Source organism: Clostridium sp. UBA6640 (assembly GCF_002455975.1).
Taxonomy (GTDB): domain Bacteria; phylum Bacillota; class Clostridia; order Clostridiales; family Clostridiaceae; genus Clostridium_J.
This window is the reverse complement of the sequence record NZ_DKLM01000086.1, coordinates 26,221-41,922: the sequence shown is the minus strand read 5'-3', so window position 1 is coordinate 41,922 and position 15,702 is coordinate 26,221. Positions and strand designations below refer to the sequence as shown.

The following is a 15,702-nucleotide window of genomic DNA, read 5'->3' as shown; positions in this document are numbered from 1 at the left end:
GGTGCAGTATAGGTCGGAACAATACTAATAAATCTAACTAGTACTATGGAGAGGCTACAATTGCCAGTGTTTCATTGTAGGAGCGAACAGTGTTCGCCAGTTCTTTTTAATATGCCTTATAGTTTAATATTTATTTAATAATATATGGCGAACACTGTTCGCCGCTACGATTAATCAATTTTAAACTGTGAATTGTGAATTCAATAGTTTAAATTATAATACCAAATAAATAAATATTTTAACCCTATTAAAATAAAAAAACCGTGATAAAATCACGGTTTATTTATTAAGCTGATAAGCTAGTTAACTTTGTAGCTAATCTAGATTTCTTTCTAGCTGCTTTATTTTTATGTATTATTCCTTTTGAAGCAGCCATATCTAAAGCTTTAACAACTACGCTGTAGTTAGCTTTAGCTTCTTCTACATTTTTGTTAGCAACTGCAACTTCAAACTTTTTTATTTTAGTTTTAAGTGCAGATTTTATCATTGTATTTCTAAGAGTTTTAGTTTTCGCAACTTTAATTCTTTTTTGTGCTGACTTAATGTTTGCCATGTGTGTTTCACCCCCTTGTATTTTTATCACGTCTCAGCAGCTTTGGGGAAGTCTGCGTATGAGTCCTATATTTAACAAATGCTATTATATCATTATTTCAAAATCACTTCAAGTAGAATTTACCTTTTAAGATTAAAATCTAATAACTTTAATAAATTTTGTAATAACTTCCCTTTATGTATTATAACAGTAATGCAAGTAAAAATACATAGTTAGCTAAAATTTTCCCAAAAGAATAGTAATAATTTATTTGGAAAAAATATATTTTAGAAACAAACTAATCTTTTATGAGGCATTTTATCATTTTAATATTTATATTAAAAATTATCTTTAGTTTTAACTAAAAGTAAAAAGGAGAGAGATTATGAATAACATAAGAACGGATTTAGCATTAGAGGCTAGAGAATATTATAAGGAAAAGAATAAAAGCGATATAGATGGAGTAGAAGTAATTGATTATATCGATAAACAGGTGATGGTTTCACACGTAAAGGTATTAACTGATGAAGGTGAGAGAATAATAGGTAAGCCAAAAGGAAATTATATTACCTTAGAGTTTGCAGATATTGTTCATTATGATGCTGATTCAAAAGATAATGTAAGCAAAACATTAGCAAAGGAATTAAGTAAAATAATTAAATTGGATGAAAGTATGACTGCACTAGTAGTAGGCCTTGGTAATTGGAATATCACTCCTGATGCACTAGGGCCTAAGGTTGTATCTAAGCTTATGGTAACAAGACATTTAAAAGAGTATGTGCCTAATAGTATAGATGAAGGTATTAGACCAGTTTGTGCAGTTGCTCCAGGAGTGCTAGGTATTACAGGTATAGAAACAAGTGAGATTGTAAGAGGCATAGTAGATAAAATTAAGCCTAATATAGTTATATGTATTGATGCATTGGCCTCTAGAAAAACTCAAAGAGTAAATAGAACTATTCAAATTGGTGATACAGGAATATCACCAGGTGCTGGAATAGGCAATAAAAGAATGGAATTAAGCGAAAGTACATTGGGTGTGCCAGTTATTGCTATAGGAGTGCCTACAGTTGTGGATGCAGCTACACTAGCAAATGATACTATAGATTTAGTTATAGACGATTTAATAGATGAAGCAACTTCAGGCGGAGAATTTTATAAGCTTTTACAGTCTTTAGATAAAAATGAAAAACAAAATTTGATAAGAGAAACTCTAGGAGTAAAAATGGCAACTTTAGTAGTTACTCCTAAAGATATAGATATGATAGTTGATTCTGTATCTAAAATAATTGCTAATGGGATAAATATAGCACTTCAGCCGGCATTAACCTTAGATGATATTAATAAATACCTAAATTAGTTATAAATAATAAAATCTCCTCATATATATCAAATATATTTATTAATAAATAATATGATTTAAACAATTGATTATTGAAATAGGACAATTAAAACCCAATAAAGATCTTTAAATATTTTTAGACTGATTACATATTTTTAAATTTAATACTTATTTTTATAATTGTTCGTTATCAATTTTCAATTGTTATAAATCTTATTCTTAGGTATACAGGAGGGGTAAAATGAATTACAAAAGGCAAAGTTATGGTAGATATAATAATAAGTATAAAATAAATAATAAAAATAAATCCCTAACTAAATATTCAAAGGTTGGAATAACATTTTTAATTATGATATTATTGGTAATTTTGCTTGAAAAGAATTTTTTAATACACAATTATAATCATCAAAGCAGTTTTAGGACTAGCCTTTATTTTAAGGTAATAAATAGTAGTATATCCTCCTTTGGCGCATCTTCAAATGATTTGGTAAGAGAAGAAGACAAGGGAATATCTGCTTTTAACATTGTACAAATAATTAAAGATGAATTTGGGCTTTTTAATAAAAATAACAGTGAAAATACAGCAGATAAGAGCAAGGAGACTTTCATTGAAGATTTTAATATAGATTCTTTTAACCTAAAGGAAAATGATATCAATAAAAGGGATATAAAAAATATTAGTGAAGAAGAGAGAATGAAAAATGCCAATAAGAGAGTATTAATTTACCATACTCATACTTGTGAAGCTTATTCACCTGGTGAGCCTTCAAAAAAAGATCCTAGTAGTAACATGATAGCAGTAGGAGATGCGTTGACAGCAGAGTTAGAAAAGCGTGGGTTTGCAGTTATACATGATAAGACTTTTCATGATACTAATTATGATGATGCATATTATAAATCTCGTGAAACTTTAAAAAGATATTTGAATCAATATAAAGATTTTGATTTGATTATAGACATGCATAGGGATTCTGGTCCTAAAAAAGAGTCTGTTACTGGAGCTGTAAATGGGGAATCAGTAGCAAAGATAATGTTTGTACCTGCCACTGCTAATCCTAGATATAAAAATCAATTAGCAAAAATGAATGCTATGGTTAATATTGCAAATAAGTCATTCCCAGATTTGTTGAGAGGAAGGCCTATATTTGACACTTATACTACAGGCATAACTTATTACAGCCAAGATTTAAGCGATAATGCAGTTTTAATTGAGGTAGGTGCTAGCACAAACACATTAAGCGAAGCAAAAACTAGTATGAAATATTTAGGACAGGTTATTGGAGAAGCCTTGAAATAATTGTAATCATATTTAGAAATACATGATAGTTTCTATATATATATTTAGTTGTACTTTATCACCATAACCCATGGATAATACGCTATCTTTGGGTTTTCTTTTTGTTTATAATAATTTGATATAGAATATACTTCTAATTTTTAATTAATTATTTTTAGACGTCCTATTTGTATAAAAAAAGTAAAAAAAGTACATCCTTATGACATGGGGAGGTAGTTTTTATGGGTAAAAAACATAAAAAGATAGTATGGTTAACTATAACAATTTTAATATTAGGAGTTTTATCTGTTAATATAAATTCATCAAGCATTGTTAAAGAGAAAAGTTCTTTTAAAGTTTATGTAAAAGATAATCCTCCCAAAATAGTTTTAGATTTAGGGGAAAAACATATAATATTAAATACTGAGATATTATATAATTTTAAAAATGGAGCAGAACTTATTATAAGCAATACTGTTGAAAAAATAATATCTCTATCTAGATCATAGAGGTTTTAACCTAATCAACTAGAAACAAAGGGTTCTTATTGACAAAGTTCCTAAATTATATGATATAATTTAATCTGATTAATTGTGTGAAAAGATATAGAATATATAATTAGACTAGGGTATTTGAAGTAAAATAAATAGCTAGAGGTGGAAGGTTTACCTTGTGTTAGATATGTTTATAGAATCTGATTATAATGGTGATAGTAGTAATTTTATAGAGGAAATATAACACAAAATAAACTTGTAGCATTGAGTAGTTATTTATTTGTTAATACCTAAGGTATAATTTGAAGTTTTGATTAAATAACTATGAATGTATTTACTTGAAGATAATAACATTTTGTAAAGAACTAAGAATCTCTTAGAGTAAAAAATAAATCTACGATTATTTACATCAAACTCATTGTGATAATTGTATTCATGTTATAAAAATAAAAGTTAATCAAAACTTATTAAATATAACTTTAATATATCCATTATCGTAAACGGGGGTAAAAATTAATGCAAAATAATAGACAAAAAAATATAAGAAACTTTTCTATAGTTGCACATATAGATCATGGTAAATCTACCTTAGCAGATAGACTTTTAGAAAAAACTGGTACTTTAACAGAGAGAGAAATGGAATCACAAATACTAGATAATATGGAACTTGAAAAAGAAAGAGGAATTACAATTAAAGCTCAAGCTGCAAGGCTTGTATATAAAAGAGAAGTAGATGGACAAGAGTACATATTAAATTTAATTGATACTCCAGGGCATGTAGACTTTAATTATGAAGTTTCTAGAAGTCTAGCTGCTTGTGAAGGAGCAGTGTTAGTAGTAGATGCTACTCAAGGTATTCAAGCTCAAACATTGGCAAACTGCTATCTAGCATTAGATCATAATCTTGAAATTGCACCAGTGATAAACAAGATTGATCTTCCAAGTGCGAGACCAGATGAAATTAAACAAGAAATAGAGGATGTAATAGGAATAGAAGCTCATGATGCACCGCTTATTTCTGCTAAGACAGGGCTTAATATAGAAGATGTTTTAGAAACAGTAGTAAAAAAGATACCAGCACCAAATGGAGATGAGGAAGCTCCATTAAAAGCTTTAATATTTGATTCATACTATGATAGCTATAAAGGCGTTGTTACATATATAAGAGTTATGGATGGTATTGTTAAACCAGGAACTAAAATAAAACTTATGAATACTAATAAAGTTTATGATGTTACTGAAGTTGGTGTATTTACACCGGCACCAATGCCTATTAAGGAACTAAGAGCAGGTGAAGTTGGATATTTAAGTGCTTCAATAAAAAATGTTGGAGATGCTAGAGCAGGGGATACAATTACAGAAGCTAATAGACCGGCAGAAGAAGCTCTTGAAGGTTATAGACCTGCAATACCAATGGTTTTTAGTGGAATTTATCCTGTAGACGGATCCAAATATGAAGCTTTAAAAGAGGCACTAGAAAAATTACAACTAAATGATGCTGCCTTATCTTTTGAACCAGAGACTTCTATAGCACTAGGATTTGGATTTAGATGTGGTTTCTTAGGACTTCTACATATGGAAATCATTCAAGAAAGAATAGAGAGAGAGTTTAACTTAGATATTATAACTACAGCACCTTCTGTTATTTATAAGGTAGTAAAAACTGATGGAACTCTTGTAGAAATAACAAACCCAACTAATCTTCCAGAACCATCAGAAATAAGTTATATGGAAGAGCCTATGGTTAAAACTTCAATAATTTCACCTTCAGATTATGTTGGAGCAATAATGGAACTTTGCCAGGATAAGAGAGGTATATTCATTGATATGCAATATATTGAGGAAACAAGGGTAGTTATAAATTACGATATGCCTCTAAATGAGATAGTTTATGATTTCTTTGATGCATTAAAATCTAGAACTAGAGGATATGCTTCTTTTGATTATGAATTAAAAGGATATAAGGAAACTAAACTTGTTAAGTTAGATATAATGTTAAATGGAGAGGTAGTAGATGCCTTATCAATGATAGTGCCAGAGGAGAGAGCTTATTATAGAGGAAGAGCTATGGCTGAAAAGCTTAAAGAGATTATTCCTAGACAATTATTCGAAATTCCTATACAGGCAGCTGTAGGTTCAAAAATCATAGCAAGAGAAACTGTAAAAGCTATGAGAAAAGATGTACTTGCAAAATGCTATGGTGGAGATATTTCAAGAAAGAAAAAACTTTTAGAAAAGCAAAAGCAAGGAAAGAAGAGAATGAGACAAATTGGTAGCGTAGAGGTACCACAAGAAGCATTTATGGCTGTATTAAAAATAGATTAATAAAAAGTGAGGATAAGATTATGAATAAGGTAGCATTATATATTCACATTCCATTTTGTAAAAACAAATGTTTTTATTGTGACTTTGCTTCTTTTAGTGGCAATGAAGGATATATGCTCGATTATGCTAAAGCCTTATCTAAAGAAATTAACAACATAGATAGTGATAAGATTATAAAAACAATATTTATAGGTGGGGGAACTCCCGCCTATTTATCTTTAGAAGGCTTTAAAATAATAAAAGAAAGCATAGATAAACTAAATATTCATAAAGATGTAGAATTTACTGTAGAAGGAAATCCAGGAACCTTTACAAAGGAGAAATTAGAGTTTTTAAAAAGCATGGGAGTTAATAGATTAAGTATAGGGCTTCAAGCTTGGCAGAATAGTTTATTAAAGACGCTAGGAAGGATTCATACTATAGAAGAATTTGAAGAAAGTTATTTAATGGCAAGACAATTAGGTTTTGATAATATTAATATAGATTTAATGTTTGGACTTCCAAATCAAAACATTGAGATGTGGGAGGAAACCCTTGAAAAAGTAGCATCATTAGATCCAGAGCATTTATCTTGTTATAGCTTAATTATTGAGGAAGGAACTCCGTTTTTTAATCTTTATAAAAATGAGAAATTAAATTTACCTAATGAAGATGTTGAACGACAGATGTATTCTACTACTTTAAAAATTTTAAGCAAATATGGTTATAGTCAATATGAAATCTCTAATTTTTGTAAGGAAGGTAAGGAATGTAAACATAACTTAGTATATTGGGATTTAAACCCTTATATTGGTTGTGGCGTTTCCGCTCATTCTTACATAGATAATATAAGGTATTCAAATGCTGAAAATATAAAAGATTATATAGAGAGAATGAATAAATATAATAGCCCATTAGTGGATAAAAATGAAAATACATTAGAAGAAAATATAGAAGAATTCATGTTTTTAGGTCTCAGAAAAGTTCAGGGTATTAAAAAAGAAGAGTTTGAGAAAAGATTTTCACAAAACATATATGATATTTATGGTGAAGTTATTAACAAGTATAAATCTTTAAATATGTTATGCGAAACTGAGGAAAGAATATTTTTAAATGAAAGAGGAATAGAGGTATCTAATATAATTATGTCTGAATTTTTATTAGAAAAATCATAAAGGGTATTGACAATTAAAAATTTAAATGATATTTTAAAAATGTAGTGATTAGCACTCAATAATAGAGAGTGCTAATAAAGAGGTGATAACATGAAGATTGATGATAGAAAAATTTATATACTTCAGGCTATTATCAATGACTACATTATCTATGGAGAGCCTGTAGGGTCAAGAACTATTGCTAAAAAGTATGATTTAGGAATTAGTTCAGCTACTATAAGAAATGAGATGGCAGATTTAGAGGAAATGGGATATTTGGAACAATTACATACCTCTTCAGGAAGAAAACCTTCAGATAAGGGGTATAGGCTGTATGTAGATAGACTTATGAAGTTATCCTCTTTAACTCAGGAAGAAGAAAATGCCATAAAAAGTTATTTAGTAGATCAAGCTTTTAGTGAAATTGACAAAATTGTAAAAGGTGCAACTCAACTTCTTTCAGAACTTACAAATTTAACATCTATTGTAAAAGCACCATCGGTTAAAAAAAGTTTTGTTAAGTATATACAATTAATTAGCCTAGATAAGAATAGTATTTTATCAACAATTATCACGGATAGTGGTTTGATAAAGCATAATGTTATTAGAGTTAGTAATCCAATTGACAATAATTCATTATTCAAAATAAATAATATTTTAAATATAAGATTAAGAGATATTTCTGTAGAAAAGATTAATTTAGAATTATTAGTTAATCTAAAAAAGGATCTACATGGAAATGAAGAAATATTCGATGCTATACTTCCTGTACTTTATGAAAGTTTAGTGAATACTGAAAATAGTGAGGTTTATATAGAAGGAAGCACAAATATTTTTAATTATCCTGAGTACAATAATATTGATAAAGCAAAGGAATTTTTAGTGCTAGTTAATAATTCTAAAAGTATCAGTAATATTCTTGAAAATGATGAAGGTGAATTATCTATAAAAATTGGACGAGAGAATTTTATGGAATGCGCTAAAGATTGCAGTATAATAACTGCAACATATAGTTATAATGGCAATTCGCTAGGGACTATAGGGGTTATAGGACCTACTAGAATTCCCTATGGCAAGGTAATTGCAGTCCTTAATGGCATAGTTAATGAATTAAACATTAATATATCAAAAAAATACAACGGTTTTAAGTAAAATCGTTGTATTATAATAGCTTTGGAATGGAGGAATGAGAAGTGCAAAATATAGATGAAGACCTGAAGAATAAAAAGATGGAAGAAGCTTTAGAAAATAATGAAGAAGTTGATAATGTAGAAGAGACTTTAGAAGAAGCTGAAATAAATGAGGATAAAGAGTTTGAAGACATATCATCACCAGAACTTTATGATGTAAAAGCTTTAAAAGAAGAAAATGAAAGTCTAAAACAGGAATTATCATCATTAAAAGATAGAATTTTAAGATTAACTGCTGAATATGATAACTATAGGAAAAGAACAGTAAAAGAAAAGGAGAACATTTACGTAGATGCTTGCGGAGATGTTCTAAAAGAAATGTTCCCTGTTCTAGATAATCTTGAACGTGCATTAAGTGTTAGTGGAAGTGAAGAAGATCTAAAAAAGGGAATAGAGATGACTGTTAAGCAATTTAATACTTCATTTGAAAAATTAGGAATAGAGGAAGTTGCTACAGACGTTGAATTCGATCCTAATCTTCATAATGCTGTTATGCATGTAGAAGATGAGAATTTGGGTAAAAATCAAATTGCAGAAGTTTTCTTAAAAGGATATAAAAAAGGAAATAAAGTATTAAGATATAGTATGGTAAAAGTTGCAAATTAACATTTAGGAGGTAAATACAATGGGAAAAATAATAGGTATTGATTTAGGTACAACAAATTCATGTGTGGCTGTTATGGAAGGTGGAGAACCAGTTATAATTCCAAATGCGGAAGGTGCGAGAACTACTCCTTCAGTAGTATCTTTTTTAGCAGATGGAGAAAGATTAGTAGGTCAAGTAGCAAAAAGACAAGCAATCACAAATCCAGATAAAACAATAATGTCAATAAAAAGATATATGGGAACTAACCATAAAGTTAAAATAGATGAAAAGGAATATACTCCTCAAGAAATATCAGCAATGGTTCTTCAAAAGATTAAAGCTGATGCAGAAGCATATTTAGGAGAAACAGTAACAGAAGCTGTTATAACAGTTCCAGCATATTTTAATGACAGTGAAAGACAAGCAACTAAAGATGCAGGTAGAATTGCAGGTTTAGATGTTAAAAGAATAATCAATGAGCCAACAGCAGCATCACTTGCTTATGGTCTTGATAAAATGGATAAAAACCAAAAGATATTTGTTTATGACTTAGGTGGAGGTACATTTGACGTATCTATATTAGAGCTTGGAGATGGAGTATTTGAAGTTAAATCTACAAATGGAGATACAAAACTTGGTGGAGATGACTTTGACCAAAAAGTTATAGATTATATAGCAAATACTTTTAAAGCAGAAAATGGTATAGACTTAAGAAATGATAAAATGGCACTTCAAAGATTAAAAGAAGCTGCTGAAAAAGCTAAAATTGAATTATCTTCATCAACTCAAACAAATATCAATTTACCATTTATAACTGCAGATGCTACAGGTCCAAAACATATAGATTTAAACTTAACAAGAGCTAAGTTTAATGAATTAACTCATGACCTAGTACAAAGAACAATAGAGCCAATGAAAAAAGCATTACAAGATGCAGGATTAAGCATAAATGAAGTAGATAAAATTGTATTAGTAGGGGGATCAACAAGAATTCCTGCTATACAAGAAGCAGTTAAAAACTTTACAGGAAAAGAACCTTCAAAAGGAGTTAACCCGGATGAATGTGTTGCAGCAGGTGCAGCAATACAAGCGGGTGTGTTAACAGGAGATGTTAAGGACGTACTACTATTAGACGTTAGTCCATTAACTTTGGGAATTGAAACTTTAGGAGGAGTTGCTACTGCTTTAATTGAGAGAAATACTACAATTCCAACTAAGAAGAGCCAAGTATTCTCTACAGCTCAAGATGGTCAAACATCTGTTGAAATTCACGTTGTTCAAGGTGAAAGACAAATGGCAGCTGATAATAAAACACTAGGAAGATTTACATTATCAGGAATAGCACCAGCTCCAAGAGGAATTCCTCAAATTGAAGTTACTTTTGATATAGATGCTAATGGTATAGTTAACGTTACAGCTAAGGATAAAGGAACAGGAAAAGAAGCAAACATTACAATTACTGCTTCTACTAATTTAAGTGAAGATGAAATTCAAAATGCAGTAAATGAAGCAGAAAGATTTGCTGAAGAAGATAAGAAGAGAAAAGAAAATATAGAGATTAAGAATAATGCTGATCAAGTGGCATATCAAACTGAAAAAACTTTAAATGAATTAGGTGATAAAGTATCAGCTGAAGATAAGGCTTCAATAAATGAAAAATTAGAAGCTCTAAATAAAGTTAAAGACGGAGAAGATTTAGAAGCTATTAAAAAAGCTACAGAAGAATTAACTCAAGCGTTCTATGCTGTATCTTCTAAGATTTATCAAGCAGAGGCTGCACAAGGTCAAGACCCACAAGACCCACAAGATCCAAATAACATGGGACAAAACGGACCAGAAGATGATAATGTAGTTGATGCTGATTACAAAGTAGATTAATTATTTTAATTAAGGGATGGGTATAACGCCCCTCCCTTAATTTAGCTAAACTTATGCGATAGTCTATTAAATTGATAATTTTAAATAATGTACAATGAAGTTAAAACTAATTTTACTTAAATAGTTTTGCTAGAACATTGCGCTAGGATGGTATGCCTTTTATTTATTCTATATTAAAGGTAACTTATTTATTTTTAAAAAGAAGTCAAGTTGAAGTTTTTCTAAAGATGAGAAATGTTTATAATAGTGAATTTTACATTAATTAAATATTAAGTAGCATATTTTAGGAATTATACATAATAAACTAATAGAAGTTGAATTTATGCTAAAGATGTTTTATAGTATAAAACAGAGTATAATAGGTGGTGAAAGAGTTAATGGCAAATAAGGATTATTATGAGGTTCTAGGTGTAGATAAGAATGCTAGTGAAGATGATATAAAAAGAGCTTTTAAAAAATCAGCATTAAAATATCACCCTGATAGAAACCCAGGAGATAAAGAATCAGAAGAAAAATTTAAAGAAGTAAATGAAGCTTACCAAGTATTATCTGATTCAGAAAAGAGACAAAGATATGACCAATTTGGAACTGCTGATTTTAATGGTCAAGGTTTTGGAGGCTTTGACTTTAGTGGAGGCGGCTTTGACTTTGGTGATATTTTCGGTGATATATTTGGAGGCGGCTTTGGTGGCTTCGGCGGAGGAAATAGAAAAAATGCTCCAAGAAAAGGTGCTGACCTTGAATATAACTTAAATTTAACCTTTGAAGAGGCTGTATTTGGAGTAGAAAAAGAAATCTCTGTAACAAGAAGAGAAAGCTGTGAAACTTGTAATGGTACGGGTGCACAGCCAGGAACATCCGCTAAAACTTGTACTAAATGTAATGGTTCAGGTCAAATAAGAGTACAAAGACAAACTCCAATAGGGGTTATTGCTTCAACTACTACTTGTGATGCATGTAGAGGTAAGGGGCAAACAATCGATGAGCCATGTACATCATGCCATGGTAGTGGTAAAGAAAGAAAGACTAGAAAGATAACTGTTAATATACCAGCAGGTGTAGATAGCGGTAATGTTATGCCTTTAAGGGCACAAGGAGAAGCAGGTGAAAATGGAGGCCCTTCTGGAGATTTATATATAAATTTAAGAGTGGCACCACATAAAACCTTTAAGAGACAAGGTTTTGATATTCATATAGAGACTCGCATTAGTTTTGCTAATGCAGCACTAGGAATTGAAATTACAGTTCCAACTGTTGATGGTGATGTTAAATACAAAATACCTGCAGGAACCCAACCAGGAACTATATTTAGATTAAAAGGAAAAGGTGTACCTAGAGTTAATTCCGCAGGACGTGGAGACCAATATGTTAAGGTTATAGTAGATGTTCCAAAGCAATTGAATGATAAACAAGTAGAAGCACTTAGAATGTTTGTGGAAGCTAGTGGAGAATCTACAGAGGAAATTGGAGAAACTAAGAAAAAATTTAATTTATTTGGAAATAAAAAATAAATTATTAGAAACTTCACTTTAAAAGTGAGGTTTCTTTGTTTTTATACTTTCTATTGAAAAAATAATTGATTATAAAATTTAAAAAGGTTAAAAATTATGATAGTATATAATAATGATACTAAATTTAATTGAAAAAATAAAATTTATATAAGGCATGTGAAGTAAAATAATTAGCTAGAGAAGAGATGGATGTTTCCTACTAGAGGATGAAACATAAAAGCCTATTCATAGTAAAGATGTCTTAGGATAATGTGCTATATGCAAAATAGGATAGGATACTGACTATTTATTTTTTAAAATATGCCTAGATTTAATTGGAGGAATGACAATGGATAAGGATTGGATAGAAGTAACTGTAGTTACAAGTAGTGAAGCAACAGAAGCTGTATCAGGCTTTTTCTATAACACTGGAGTAAAAGGTGTATCTATAATTGATTCGGAAGATGTGGAGTTTAAAAAAAGAAATCCTGGAGATTGGGATTATTTTGATGAAACCATATTAGATATAAAAACGGGAGCTGTAGTTAAAGGATATTTTAAAAAAGATGAAAATTTTGATGAGTATCTAGAGTACATAAAAGAGAGTGTTGAAAAACTTCCTGAATTTGGCTTTGATAAAGGTGAAGGTGTAGTTACCGCTATGAAAGTTAATGAAGAAGAGTGGGAGAATAATTGGAAAAAGTATTATAAACCTACAAAAATAGGAGACAAAATACTTGTTAAGCCTATTTGGGAGAATTATGAGCCTAAAGATAATGAGGTAATAGTAGAATTAGATCCAGGAATGGCTTTCGGTACTGGTACTCATGAAACTACAAGAATGTGTATCAAATCATTAGAAAAATATGTTGATAAAGATAGTGTAGTTTTTGATATAGGAACAGGATCAGGAATATTATCTATTTCTGCTTCAAAATTAGGAGCAGAAAAGGTCATAGCTGTAGATTTGGATCCTGTAGCAGTAGACTCTGCTAAAAAGAATGTGTCATACAATCACATAGATAATGTGGAAGTTCTTTATGGGGATTTAATGGAGGTTGTTGAAGGAAAAGCAGATATAGTAGTAGCAAATATCATAGCTGACGTTATAATATTTTTAGCAGAAGGTGTTAAAGAATTTATAAAGAGAGATGGATACTTTATTTCTTCAGGAATAATTTTATCAAGACAGGAAGATGTTATTAATAAATTAAAATCTTGCGGATTTGAAATTTTAGAAGTAATTAATGATGGTGAATGGGCTTGTATAGTATCAAAAGCGTAATTCAAAGGGAGAAGATATAAATGCATAAGTTTTTTGTATCTAAGGATAACATAGTAGGAAATAAATGCACCATTGAAGGTGATGATGTTAAACATATATATAAAGTTTTAAGACTTAAAGAGGGTGAAAAAGTTAATATTAATAACTGTGAAGGTAAAGAGTATATAGGGGAGCTTATTGATATTAATAAAAAAGAGGTTGTTGTTAATATTCTTGAAGAGGTGGAGCTAAACAATGAAAGTAATATTAAAGTTCATCTTTTTCAAGGAATGCCCAAATCTACAAAAATGGATTTAATTGTTCAAAAAAATACTGAGCTTGGAATTAGGAGCATAACTCCAATAATTACAGAAAGAGTTGTAGTTAAAAATGATTTAGAGTTTAAGAAGGTAGATAGATGGAATAGAATAGCTCTTGAAGCTTGTAAGCAAAGTAAAAGAAGTTTAATACCTAATATAAACATACCTATGGAGTTTGAAGAGCTTCTAATAAAATTAAAAGATATGGATTTAATTGTAGTTCCTTATGAAAATAAGGAAGGGGACGGAATTAAAAAATTAATCAGCAATTTAACAAATACTCAAATTGAAAATATAGCTATTATTATAGGTCCAGAAGGAGGCTTCGAGGAAGAAGAAATTTTAAAACTTGAAGAATTAGAAGCGCATATTGTGACCTTAGGACCAAGAATCTTAAGAACTGAAACGGCAGGTTTTGTAGCCTTGAGCCTTCTTATGTATGAGCTAGGAGATTTAGGAGGAAATATATAATGAAAGTTGCTTTTTCTACATTAGGGTGTAGAGTTAATGTATATGAATCAGAGGCTATGATAGAAAAGTTTATAAAAGATGGATATGAGATAACTAATTTCGAAGAATTTTCAGATGTGTATGTTATAAACACCTGCACTGTAACTAATATGGGAGATAAGAAATCGAGACAAATGATTTCTAGAGCAAGAAGAAAAAATCCTGAGGCTATAATTGCTGTTGTAGGATGTTATTCTCAAATAGCTTCTGACGAAATTGCTAAAATTGAAGGTGTTGATGTAGTTTTAGGCACTAGAAACAAGGGAGATATTGTTTACTATGTAAATAGAGCTAGAGAAGAAAAAAGACAATTTGTAGAAGTAAATGATGTACTTAGAAATAAAAAATTTGAAGAATTAGACATAGAGCAGTATCAAGATAAAACTCGCGCTTTCTTAAAAATACAGGATGGATGTAACAAATTTTGCTCCTATTGTTTAATCCCATTTGCGAGAGGTGCAGTTTGCAGTAAAGACCCTGAAAAATTATTAAAGGAAGTTCATGAGCTTGCTCAAAATGGATTTAAAGAAATAATATTATCTGGAGTACATACAGCGTCTTATGGAGTAGATTTAGAAGGAGATTGGTCTTTAGTAAAAGTATTAGAAGAAATAAATAAGGTAGAAGGAATTGAAAGAATAAGAATAGGTTCTATTGATCCTACATTTTTTTCAGAAGGAGTTATAGAAAAAATAACTACTTTAGAAAAAATGTGTCCTCATTTCCATTTATCACTTCAAAGTGGATGTGATGCTACTTTAAAAAGAATGAATAGACACTACACTACAGAGGATTATAAGATTGTAGTTGAAAATCTTAGAAAATATATAAGTGATGTATCTATAACTACAGATATTATTGCAGGTTTTCCAGGGGAAAGCGAAAGGGATTTTAATGAAACATATAAGTTCTTAAGTGAGATAAAGCTTTCTAAAATGCACATTTTTAAGTATAGTCCAAGAAAAGGTACAAAAGCAGCAGAGATGATGCTACAAGTGGATGGCAATATAAAAGAACAAAGAAGTGAATCACTGATTACTTTAGCAGAAAAATTAGAAAATGAATTTATGAATAAATTTATAGGACGTACAATGAAAGTGCTATATGAGGAAGAAAGTAAAGAGTTAAGTAACCACTATGTGGGCTACACTCCAAATTATATTAAGGTTATTACAAAAAGTGATGAAAATTTACAAGGAAAAATAGTAGAAACTAAACTTAAAGAAATAAATAAAGGATATATTTTAGGTGAAGTATAATATAGGGATACAATGCGAAAATGTAATATATACTCTGAAAAGTAAATTTTCTATGTAAACAGCTTAGTCCATTAAAAATTAAGAATTAATAATGAAGAATGAA

The 15,702-nt window shown here is 29.9% G+C and carries 13 protein-coding genes; 12 read left to right on the top strand and 1 reads right to left on the bottom strand.

The features are described from left to right. Window positions 1-286: 286 nt before the first annotated feature. The gene (gene rpsT / locus B2W91_RS10190; RefSeq protein WP_291580509.1) at window positions 287-553 is read right to left on the bottom strand and encodes a 30S ribosomal protein S20; all 267 of its coding nucleotides are present in this window, start codon (window positions 551-553) and stop codon (window positions 287-289) included. A 364-nt stretch (window positions 554-917) separates the two neighbouring features. On the opposite strand from rpsT, the gene gpr reads away from it, so the two are divergent. From gpr to mtaB, 12 genes are all read left to right on the top strand, one after another. Then, window positions 918-1,892: a GPR endopeptidase gene (gpr, locus tag B2W91_RS10185; protein WP_291580508.1), complete on the top strand. Its 975-nt coding sequence runs from the start codon at window positions 918-920 to the stop codon at window positions 1,890-1,892. Window positions 1,893-2,115: 223 nt separating this feature from the next. Continuing rightward, entirely contained in the window at window positions 2,116-3,171 is a 1,056-nt protein-coding gene (locus B2W91_RS10180) for a stage II sporulation protein P (RefSeq protein WP_291580507.1), read from the top strand. Window positions 3,172-3,392: 221 nt separating this feature from the next. Beyond that, window positions 3,393-3,659, top strand: coding sequence for a hypothetical protein (locus B2W91_RS10175; RefSeq protein ID WP_291580506.1), 267 nt, complete (start codon window positions 3,393-3,395; stop codon window positions 3,657-3,659). 501 nt (window positions 3,660-4,160) lie between these two features. After that, complete coding sequence (gene lepA, locus B2W91_RS10170; protein WP_291580505.1) at window positions 4,161-5,969, top strand: translation elongation factor 4; 1,809 nt, start codon at window positions 4,161-4,163, stop codon at window positions 5,967-5,969. Between the two features lie 20 nt (window positions 5,970-5,989). Then, a complete protein-coding gene (gene hemW / locus B2W91_RS10165; protein WP_291580503.1) occupies window positions 5,990-7,123 on the top strand; it encodes a radical SAM family heme chaperone HemW in 1,134 nt (377 codons plus the stop codon). A gap of 90 nt (window positions 7,124-7,213) precedes the next feature. After that, complete coding sequence (gene hrcA, locus B2W91_RS10160; protein WP_291580501.1) at window positions 7,214-8,254, top strand: heat-inducible transcriptional repressor HrcA; 1,041 nt, start codon at window positions 7,214-7,216, stop codon at window positions 8,252-8,254. 41 nt (window positions 8,255-8,295) lie between these two features. Beyond that, entirely contained in the window at window positions 8,296-8,898 is a 603-nt protein-coding gene (grpE, locus tag B2W91_RS10155; RefSeq protein ID WP_291580500.1) for a nucleotide exchange factor GrpE, read from the top strand. Between the two features lie 19 nt (window positions 8,899-8,917). After that, window positions 8,918-10,756 (top strand): molecular chaperone DnaK, encoded by a 1,839-nt coding sequence (gene dnaK / locus B2W91_RS10150; protein ID WP_291580499.1) that lies wholly within the window; start codon window positions 8,918-8,920, stop codon window positions 10,754-10,756. 377 nt (window positions 10,757-11,133) lie between these two features. Next, window positions 11,134-12,267 (top strand): molecular chaperone DnaJ, encoded by a 1,134-nt coding sequence (gene dnaJ / locus B2W91_RS10145; protein WP_291580497.1) that lies wholly within the window; start codon window positions 11,134-11,136, stop codon window positions 12,265-12,267. 328 nt (window positions 12,268-12,595) lie between these two features. Next, entirely contained in the window at window positions 12,596-13,531 is a 936-nt protein-coding gene (gene prmA, locus B2W91_RS10140) for a 50S ribosomal protein L11 methyltransferase (protein ID WP_291580495.1), read from the top strand. 20 nt (window positions 13,532-13,551) lie between these two features. Further along, window positions 13,552-14,301, top strand: a complete 750-nt coding sequence (locus B2W91_RS10135; protein ID WP_291580493.1) for a 16S rRNA (uracil(1498)-N(3))-methyltransferase — start codon at window positions 13,552-13,554, stop codon at window positions 14,299-14,301. Then, window positions 14,301-15,599, top strand: a complete 1,299-nt coding sequence (mtaB, locus tag B2W91_RS10130) for a tRNA (N(6)-L-threonylcarbamoyladenosine(37)-C(2))-methylthiotransferase MtaB (protein WP_291580491.1) — start codon at window positions 14,301-14,303, stop codon at window positions 15,597-15,599. Before B2W91_RS10135 ends, mtaB begins: the two co-directional genes overlap by 1 nt. Window positions 15,600-15,702 lie beyond the last annotated feature (103 nt).